This window comes from Tenacibaculum singaporense (genome assembly GCF_003867015.1).
GTDB lineage: Bacteria > Bacteroidota > Bacteroidia > Flavobacteriales > Flavobacteriaceae > Polaribacter > Polaribacter singaporensis.
The window spans coordinates 1-9,708 of record NZ_CP032548.1 but is presented as its reverse complement, the minus strand read 5'-3'; the positions used below and the strand labels follow the sequence as shown (position 1 = coordinate 9,708).

The window sequence follows — 9,708 nt, the reverse complement described above, 5'->3', positions numbered from 1 at the left end:
ATATGAAATTAAGATATATATATACAATAGTAGCATTGATATTTAGCGGATTAAATATCAATGCACAACAAGATCCACAGTATACACAATACATGTATAATACAATGAGTGTTAACCCTGCATATGCTGGTTCTAGTGGACATACCATAATAAATTTATTAGGAAGAACACAATGGGTTGGAGTTGATGGAGCCCCAGATACACAAACCTTAAGTTATGATGCTCCGCTTGGTTATAGCGGAGTTGGATTAGGAGTAAACCTTACCAATGATAGAATTGGACCAGCAAGAGAGATTTTTTTAGATATTAATGCTTCTTATAGAGTAAGAACTAGTGATGAAGGGAATTTATCATTTGGATTGAAATTAGGTGGAAGACATTTAAATGTAGACTGGAGTAGAGGATTGATTCAAGATAGGGAAGATAAAAGGTTACAAGGGAATATCAATCGATTTTTACCAACTATTGGAGCGGGAATTTATTACTACACTGATAATTGGTATTTAGGAGGAGCAGTTCCTAATATCATAAGAACGGAGCATTATGATGATGCGAATAGTGGCGGAGATGTAGCAGAAGAAAGAATGCACTTTTTCTTTATAGGTGGATATGTCTTTGATTTAAATGAGAGTATCAAGTTTAAGCCTGCTTTTTTAACAAAAATTGTAAGTGGTGCTCCTTTATCACTAGATGTGTCTGCCAATTTTTTATTCAACCAAAAATTTACAGCAGGAGCAGCTTGGAGATGGGATGACTCCATTAGTGCTTTACTTGGGTTACAGGCTACCGAAAATTTACATATTGGGTTTGCTTATGATTTGACCACTTCAAATTATAGTAACTACAACTCAGGTACCTATGAATTAATGATAAAATGGGAGATATTCCGAGAGTTAGCAACTAAATCTCCAAGATTCTTTTAAAAAAAGTAAAAATGAGAAGAACAATACCACTACAAATATTGATATGCATACTATTTACAACAGTTACATTTGGGCAACGTAAGTATGCTGCAGATAGATATTTTAATGAATTTGCGTATAAAAAGTCAACGGAGTTGTATAAAGTAATTTATGAAAAAGGAGATGATTCCTATTTAGTATTGAGCAGACTAGGCGATTCACATTACTTTAACTTTGAGTTTGATTTAGCAGAGAAATACTATAACAAGCTTATGAATTCTTACATGTCTGTTGCTTCACCAAAGCATATTTTTCGATATTCACAAGTTTTAAAGACTAATGGAAAAGTAAAAGAATCAGACAAATGGTTACTTAGACTAAAAGATTTGGGAAATGACAGTAGAGCAGAAGCTTTAGAAAAAAATGAAGATTACTTTGTTGAATATTCTAACAAGCCAAAGACGTACATAAATATTCATAACATTTCATCGAATACTAAATATTCTGATTTTGGAGGATTTCTTTATAAGAATGATTTTTACTTCGCTTCAGCAAAACCAAAGTCAGAAAAAGACAAGAAGTTATATAGGTGGAATAGACAACCATTTTTAAATATCTATAAAACAGAAAAGAAAGCAGTCAAGGAAAATAAAGTTTTAGAAGTTGAAGAAGCTAACATGATAAATGAGTTGAGTTCCAAGTATCATGAATCTAATTTAGTTATAACCAAAGATAGGAAAAAAGCATATTTCACAAGAGATAATTTTGATGGAAAACGACTGCAAGGAGATAAAGACCGGGTTTCTCATCTTAAGATTTATTCAGTAGAAAGAATAGGAGATGTTTGGGGGAATATACAAGAATTACCATTTAATAGTGAAGATTATTCCTGTGGACATCCTGCTTTAAGCCCAGATGAAAGAACATTATATTTTGTGTCTGATATGGCAAATGGTTATGGAGGAACGGATATTTATAAGGCTGATGTTTTAGGAGATAATACTTTCGGGGAGCCAGTGAACTTAGGTAAGAAAATCAATACAGAAGGAAGAGAAATGTTTCCATTTATAGGTAATGATGGAACTTTGTTTTTTGCATCAGATGGTCATTTAGGATTGGGAGCCTTAGATGTTTTTGAGTCTAAGAAAGAGAACAATGAGTTTACATCACCGGTAAACTTAGGAAGTCCTGTTAACGGACCTTTTGATGATTTTGCTTTTGTAATTAACGATGAGCATACCTATGGTTTTTTCTCATCCAATAGAAAAGGAGGGAAAGGCGATGATGATATTTATAGTTTTACAATCTACAATTGTAAAGAAGATATAAAAGGAATAGTTTCAGACTCTAGAACAGGAGAACCAATTTCAGAGGTGTTGGTTCAATTAATGAATTCAAAGGGAGAGCCTATAGAAGAACAAAGAACAGGAAGAGCGGGAGAATATTTGTTTAAAAAGATAGATTGTGAGAAGAACTTTGTAGTAGTAGTTTCAAAAGAAAACTACAGGAATGCAAAAAAGGATACCAAAACATTGGATATAAATAAAGAAACAGTGGTTGAGAACATTGAATTAGAATCTTTGATAGTAGAAGATCAAATAGTAATCAATCCAATTTATTTTGATTTCGATTTGCATAATATTCGAGAAGATGCAGAATATGAATTGGAACATATTGTTTCGGTTTTAAATAACAATCCAGATTTAATTATCAAAATAGAATCTCATACAGATAGTAGGGGTACCAAAGAATACAATAAAACCTTATCCAGTAACAGAGCAAAATCTACCAGAGATTATATAATTTCAAGAGGAATTAATGCTGATAGAATTGAAAGTGCTATTGGTTATGGTGAAGATAAACTACTGAATGATTGCGATGATTCAAATCAAAGTAAATGTACTGAAGAAGAACATCAAAAAAATAGAAGATCTTATTTTTATATCGTAAAAAGAGGAGACAATGTTAAAGTAACTAATCAAAAAAAGGAATAATTTTTAAAAAGCTATACATATTGTATAGCTTTTTTGTAAGTTAGTGGCAAGAATTAAATATAAAATTACCGTAGTGCACTTTTTATTAAAAACCACAACAAAAGGGTTCGAATATTGGAACACTTAATTGATATGTTTTGATTACCAGTTAATTACGGCTTAACAAAATAACCTCTACTTTTAATTGTAAAGTAGAGGTTATTTTAGATTTAAAATTTTGTTGCTACAAAAATTATTTGTGGTAGTTATCCTGTATTTTCTGGTTTCTATTGTGCTATACAAGACACTTTTATACTACAATTGTTAAATTCTTGATTATTTAGTGTTCTTTTTTTTCTAGCAAGTTGTATTTGTTGCTTATAAAGGTCTTTATTTGGAGTTTTACCTTGAATGATTTCCATAGGAGTATATCCATACAATTCGGTTAGATATCTGTGATGATTATAATATTCTATAAAACGCTGTAAATCGAGCAAATGTATTTGTTGATTTAAAGAATGTTTTCCGTGGAGAAACTCGGTTTTATAAATGCTGTGCTTGCTTTCAGCCATTGAATTAGAAAATGGAAATTCTTTTGTCCTAGCAGTAATTTTAGTAATAAGTGGAGGGGCTTTTATGCTATTAATCCAAGTTAGAAGTTTTCCTTTATTTTCAGAGCCTCTATCAGACAAAATACTAATAGGTTTAGTAGTGTTGAGTAAATCATACTTTGTAAAAGTCTCTTGAAAAAGGTTTTTAATAAACCTGCTTCCTGCTTTTCCATCTCTAGAAGCTACATGCAAAATAGCTTTAGAAAAATTATCTTTTACAAAGGCAACTTTTTGTATGCCATCTTCAATAGTAGTAACATTGGTAATATCTACATGCAACCATTGAAAAGTTCTAGTTGCTCTAAACCCTTTTTTAATGGGTTGTTTGAATCGTTTTATCTTTTGATATCCTAAAGCAGCAGTATATTTGAAAAAGGTAGATTTTCCGCAGGAAATAAGATTGTTTTTAAGAGCGTAATAGTATAAAGTGGTTTTAGTTTTTCCAAAATGGATAGAGTCTTTAATTAATTGTTCAATAGTAATTATTTCTTGTATCGTTAGTTGATTGGGGTATTGTTTATAACATTTTTTTAAGGGGTTTAGGCTACAAATAATTTTTCTTTTTTCTTGATAATACCAATCTTTAGAAATCCCATAATATTTACAAGCAGTAGCTACTGATATTTTTGATAAAGAAGCCAAATGTTGCACAGAAGCAACAATTTTTGAAGTATGTAGTTTTAATAGTTTTTATTTTGTGAAAATTCTCCTAGCATGTGTAAATACCCTTTTCTAGTTTCGATAAAAAACGCATAGCTTTAAATAAAAACTTAGAAGCAAAAACATCTTTGATAGTATCAAACTGATTTTCACAAGTATGAACCCAATCACTTCCATAGTAATGCTCATGTGCAAACTGATTTCAATTATGTTTAGTGGTCTTGGGGATTTGAGTAATTTGTTGATTGTCAGGTATTCCGATAGCGTATAATACTATCATCAATGGATGATAATTTCGCTTATACATTTTTCATAACATTTAAAGGCTGGCGAAAATAAAATAATTTTTATACTTTTTATTAAAAATAATGTATGGAAATTTCTATATTGGGGTGCAGTTAATTGTTTAATTTACCGTAAACGGTTTCGTAAACAGTTTACAATTTTTTACATAGAAAAAGCGTGAAAAAAAGGTGATTCTTCGAACTCATAACCCGAAGGTCACAGGTTCGAGTCCTGTTCCCGCTACTGAGTAAGACACGTTAGAAATAGCGTGTCTTTTTTTATTCACACTTATCTCTAACTCCTTGTTATTGTTAAATATAACAGCAACAGCATCGTTTAATTTTGCGGTTCGATACTTTTTATCTTCAAAAACCAATTTTTCAGAAAATATCGAACCAATTATCTTTCTCTTGATTTCAGTAGTTGCTTTTTTATAGAATTTATTTAGACTTGTGAGTAATTGAACACCAAAATCAACATATAGATTAATATCTTTTTGATAATCTGAATGTTCGTCTATGTCAATGATTAAATCATTTATTTGGTTGTTGTATTTGTTTTTTAGTCTATTATAAGTCTCCTTGTCTATACTGTCGTCAATGAATTTTTCAGTAAGGTTATCTAATTTTTCTTCAATTTGAGTTTTCAGTTTCTTTAATTTTTTTACTGTATTCAATCTGTTAGACTGATTTGATTTGTATTCATCAACAAGAATTTCTTTGAACAACTCCACTACTTCTGTAGGAGGCTTTAGAGATGTTAAAATCTTTTCTAACTCAGTATGTGCTAACTCAACTTTAAAACGCTCTCCACAGCCCTTTCTTGCGTTGCAATGATAATAATAGTGATAATTTCCATTTCTACTTTTTGATGGACTTCCTGTTAAGTTATTTCCACATTTAGCACATTTAAGTACTCCTCCTCGTAAAGGTAATTGTTCTTCGTGTTTACTTGATTTTTTTGTATTAATTCTTGCATTAGCCTTGTTGTTCTTAATTTGTTGGACTTTATGAAATGTTACAGGGTCAATAATGGCTTCGTGCAGAGCGTCAATGATTTTCATAGGGTCTCCATTATTTTCTGGAACCATAATTTTACCAGCATATTTTATATTTGATAATAAATTACTGAATTGACTTTTAGTTCGATTAATACCTAATTTATGATATTTTTTTCTTAGACTTTCTTGACTATATAAGCCTGTAGCATATTCTTTGAATATAGCCTCTATTAAAGGTGCTTTTTCTGGACAGGGTTGAATTAATGGTTTTGATGGATTATTAGGGTCTTTGCCGTTAATATATCCAATAGGTGCTTTGTTTACGTGTCGCCCCTCTTTTAATGCCCCTATGATACCATTTTTTGTTCTTTGACTCCTAACAGCGTTTTCTACTTCCCCCAAGCCGAGATACATAAAAAGCATCATTCTTTGTTGTGGAACTTTAAAATCGATATACTCCGCAATAGCATTTATTTCAACCCCTTTGGATTGTATGTTTTCAATCTCTACTAAACCTTGTGAAGTTTTTCTTGAAAATCTATCCCATTTATGAAACAACACTAAGTCAACTTGATTAGTCTTTATTAATTGCCTTAATTTTTTTATTTGTGGTCTTTCTAAAGTTGTTCCTGTATAATCTTCTTCAAGGTATTTTACAACATTAATACTATGCTTGTTACAGTATTCATAAAGTAAGTCTTTTTGTTGAAGCAGACTATAACCATTGTCTTTTTGGTCTGTTGTACTAACTCTTGAAATTAGTACAGTCCTTTTACCTTTCCAGTTTCTCATCTTGCATTGTCTTTACGTCATCAACTATAGTTTTCATTTTATATAATAACTCTCTGATTTTTTTAACCTCATCATCAGAATACTTTTTGCCTCCTGCTTGTAATACCTTTTTACATTTTTCTAACTTCAACATAGCAGGTTTTTTTAATTCTCAATTATAAATTCAGCCTCATCGTCAATTTGAATTTTGATACACTTAAACTCCCAGTTTTGAATTACTTCTAACAAGGGTTGATTGCTTTTAAGTTCAGATGAATTGGTAATTAACCTTGTGTCTCCATCGGAAAGGATAACACGCATTTCTTGAAAATCATTAGTCTTTAAGTAATATAGCAAAGAGACTTTTTCTACATTCTCATCAATGTCTTTAATGCCGAAATTAATTTTAAAATTATTGTTTGGAAACTCCTCTCTGATGAAATCAATAAACCTAACGTTGATATGAGAGAATAAAAAACCTTTAGAGACTTTATCAGCATAAATCTCGTAGGTGTAAAATCCTGCTTCCTTATCTTCACTTATTATTAAGTATTTAGGCTTCTCAAGTATATTTAAGAGGACTTGAAACTTAAACATATTAAAATCTTCAACTGTGTAGTCAAATAATTGTGTACGGATATATTTTAAGTCTTCTAAGGATACGCCAAATTTTCGTAGTTCCACAGCAACTTTTATCCAAATGCTTTCAAGTCTGTTAAACCTTTTTGTTTTCCCTTTATCGGCATTATCAATAACAACGACTCCTTGCTCTATCCATCTGTTTAACGCTCTTGGGGAAACCTCAGCAGTTATTCCAGTTTTAGTGTAGTTTAAACTGTAATTTGATATTTCATTATTTGTAAATTCAAAATATGAAGTAGGTATGTTTCCGAGTTCGTGGAGGATTGCTCGCTCTGTTAATTCAGGAGTCAATTCTCTGTACTTATCAATGTTCATAGTTGTAAAATTTATACAAAAATACAAATTTTACCATTAGGAAACAAATTAAAATTTAATTAAGACTACATTGTCTTATGAGTTTACTTGAATTTCAACTTCATTCTCTAATCTTATTTCTTCATATATAGGAATATCTGCTCCGAGTATCTCTATGGATACTGTCAATGCATAAGGTACTGGTTCTTTTTGCCTATCCCAACCTTTATGTGCTAAGACAGCAAAACTTACTTCTTCTGGAAGATTATATGACTTTATGATTGCCCAATCCTTTTGTACTGTGCTATTGTTTCTACTAATACCTTGTACATTGCCATTAGTTCGATTTTTAATTTTCCATTCAAAATTGGATAACTCACTTCTTGTATCTCTATCGTACGAAGTTTCTCTTTGTTCAATTTCTTTGAGTACATACTCTTTGAAATCATTGTAAGGTTCATTAATTTTTGAAGATTTCCATTCTAGCCAAGTGGATAAATAAGATTTAGTCTTTTGTCTTGTTCTACGAACCTTTGCCGTATAAGCAAGTGTAACCTCAACCAATATATTATAATCATCTCCTTGACCTCTAAGGGAATCAGGTATTTTTAGAGTGTAAATTTGCCCTTGTTCTGCTTCAATATTATTAGTATTGTAGAATGTAATTCTATGCTCTGTGTTTTCAGTAACTCTTTCTAATGAAGGGATACCATACCCAAAGTGCTTAATGCTTGTAGCGTTAGGATTTAAGAAGTGATTGTTAGGTAGTCTTGCTCCTTGAACAACTAATGCTCTTAATAAATTTACGCCATCGTTGGGATATAGTTTTTTTAGTTGAGCAACTATGTGAGATACTTTTGGGGTAGCAAATGAGGTTCCTACCGAATCTTGCCCATAAGCACTTCCACCATTCAAAGTTGATCTAATGAGTTCTATTGAAGTATCCTTATTGCTTACAAGAATTGCTCCATCTTTTGAAATTTGCATTGCTCCTCCATACTCTACGACATCAGGTTTAATCATACCCCATATCCCTGTTCCAATTTTTGAAAAAGCAGAAGCCTCATCTTTAATCCCTATAGTGTTCCAATTGTCATTATTAAAATCAAGATGATTAACTGAACCTACAACTAAAGAAAAACTACTTTGTGCAGGATTTGCTACCCTACAAAAAGGTTCTTCTAAATAATCAGGATATTGATTATTACTCTGAATATAATGTTTTATGATTTGTCTTGATATGTTACCAACTGAACATATGAATAGAACATCGTTGTAATGGGTTAATGTATCTAACATTGCAGCCCAAGTACTCATATGCTTCAATCTAAAGGGCTGAGTTGAATTAATTGAGTGATTAAAAATTTTGCAATCAGGATTGTCTTGTATAATTCTGTTTAAAAGGTCAGCAGGGAATTTATTTCTAAGTCCATTATTACTATCTAAAACTCTTAAATTTCTAATAAAAAACGGTAACTGATATGGTGAGTTTAGTTGTGAAACACCTTTAGGGTATAATAATGCTCCAGCGACTTTTGTTCCGTGCCCTCCATTGGGAACTTTATCTGATGTGCTTGTATCTCCATCGACGTATGATTTAGAATTAACTGTTTTGATTGCTTGTTCAATATATCTGTGATTTTCTTGAATGCCACTATCAATCACTCCAACTTCAGGAGCATCATTATCAGGAGAAATTATTTCTAAATTAAAATCAGTCTCTTCGGATGTTGAACCAGTAACTGTTTCAAGTTGCTCAACTTCTGCTACTTCAAAAACAAAAGGATAGTTTACTACTAAATCTTTTAATCCTTTTCCTGAGATACGTACTTGACAAGCAAAACTATCTCCAAGGTCTATTATGCTACTTGTTAATTCTGCTTTGTAATGACCTATAAATTGTTCAAATCCATTCTCTCTTTCAAAGTATTTTTCATCTCTTTCTTCTTGAAGTCTATTAAATTTATCTAATTGAGATTGATATCTTGTACTGTCAGGGTTTAAACTTACCTTAATAGGTTTGTCAAAAGCAACAGAAACCTCTACATGATAATCTATATTATCATCTATTTCATTCCATTTTTCATATAGTTCAGGGGATAATATATGCTGAGGTTTCCAATCTTCTCTATTGCCATCTATTATTTGCCATAAATCGGCAATTCTTCCAGTACCTCTTTCAGAATCAATAAAGCCACTTATTTTCTCTTCTAAAGTGCGTAGATTGTCAAGTGAAGCACCAACAATAAATCCATTGTCTTCCTGAGAAATGATTTCAATATTTAGGTTTTCTAAATCAAATTGAATGTCAGCAAGTAAGTCAGGGTTTATTTGTAAAAATATCGGTTGGATTTCAGGATTTAATGGGGCTAAGTTCTTTTCTTGACGACTTTTATTATGTTCAACCCAAGATTGCTTTAAATTAGATGTTTTTCCAGTAAGAAATGAACTGTGCCCAGTTCTATTATTTTTATTATCATCTGTTTGTTGTGAGGGTCTTGGACCTCCATTATAGCGAGCCCTACCTACTATTTTTTCTGAAAAGTTTAAGTGTGGAAATTGTTGCATAG

The 9,708-nt window shown here is 31.4% G+C and carries 7 protein-coding genes; 2 read left to right on the top strand and 5 right to left on the bottom strand.

Annotation, left to right across the window (positions count from 1 at the left end; all coding sequences use genetic code 11):
• Positions 1–2 precede the first annotated feature (2 nt).
• Together D6T69_RS00030 and D6T69_RS00025 are read left to right on the top strand one after the other, a co-directional pair.
• Positions 3–923, top strand: a complete 921-nt coding sequence (locus D6T69_RS00030; protein ID WP_121146197.1) for a PorP/SprF family type IX secretion system membrane protein — start codon at positions 3–5, stop codon at positions 921–923.
• A gap of 11 nt (positions 924–934) precedes the next feature.
• A complete protein-coding gene (locus tag D6T69_RS00025) occupies positions 935–2,896 on the top strand; it encodes an OmpA family protein (RefSeq protein WP_121146196.1) in 1,962 nt (653 codons plus the stop codon).
• 266 nt (positions 2,897–3,162) lie between these two features.
• Here D6T69_RS00025 and D6T69_RS00020 read toward each other — a convergent pair whose 3' ends face one another.
• From D6T69_RS00020 to D6T69_RS00005, 5 genes are all read right to left on the bottom strand, one after another.
• The gene (locus D6T69_RS00020; protein WP_125065871.1) at positions 3,163–4,137 is read right to left on the bottom strand and encodes an IS3 family transposase; all 975 of its coding nucleotides are present in this window, start codon (positions 4,135–4,137) and stop codon (positions 3,163–3,165) included.
• A 496-nt stretch (positions 4,138–4,633) separates the two neighbouring features.
• Positions 4,634–6,223 carry a recombinase family protein gene (locus D6T69_RS00015; RefSeq protein ID WP_125065870.1) on the bottom strand — a complete coding sequence of 530 codons (1,590 nt, stop codon included), beginning with the start codon at positions 6,221–6,223 and terminating at the stop codon, positions 4,634–4,636.
• Positions 6,204–6,356, bottom strand: a complete 153-nt coding sequence (locus D6T69_RS15905; protein ID WP_164506660.1) for a hypothetical protein — start codon at positions 6,354–6,356, stop codon at positions 6,204–6,206. The genes D6T69_RS00015 and D6T69_RS15905 overlap by 20 nt, the downstream gene beginning before the upstream one ends.
• Before the next feature lie 11 nt (positions 6,357–6,367).
• Positions 6,368–7,159 (bottom strand): hypothetical protein, encoded by a 792-nt coding sequence (locus D6T69_RS00010; protein WP_125065869.1) that lies wholly within the window; start codon positions 7,157–7,159, stop codon positions 6,368–6,370.
• Between the two features lie 75 nt (positions 7,160–7,234).
• Positions 7,235–9,706 carry a S8 family peptidase gene (locus tag D6T69_RS00005; protein ID WP_125065868.1) on the bottom strand — a complete coding sequence of 824 codons (2,472 nt, stop codon included), beginning with the start codon at positions 9,704–9,706 and terminating at the stop codon, positions 7,235–7,237.
• Positions 9,707–9,708 lie beyond the last annotated feature (2 nt).

Bases quoted from the DNA above. Each gene is read 5' to 3' on its own strand.
- D6T69_RS00030 (WP_121146197.1), top strand. From the start codon at position 3: ATGAAATTAAGATATATATATACAATAGTAGCATTGATATTTAGCGGA.
- D6T69_RS00025 (WP_121146196.1), top strand. From the start codon at position 935: ATGAGAAGAACAATACCACTACAAATATTGATATGCATACTATTTACA.
- D6T69_RS00015 (WP_125065870.1), bottom strand. From the start codon at position 6,223: ATGAGAAACTGGAAAGGTAAAAGGACTGTACTAATTTCAAGAGTTAGT.
- D6T69_RS15905 (WP_164506660.1), bottom strand. From the start codon at position 6,356: ATGTTGAAGTTAGAAAAATGTAAAAAGGTATTACAAGCAGGAGGCAAA.
- D6T69_RS00010 (WP_125065869.1), bottom strand. From the start codon at position 7,159: ATGAACATTGATAAGTACAGAGAATTGACTCCTGAATTAACAGAGCGA.
- D6T69_RS00005 (WP_125065868.1), bottom strand. From the start codon at position 9,706: ATGCAACAATTTCCACACTTAAACTTTTCAGAAAAAATAGTAGGTAGG.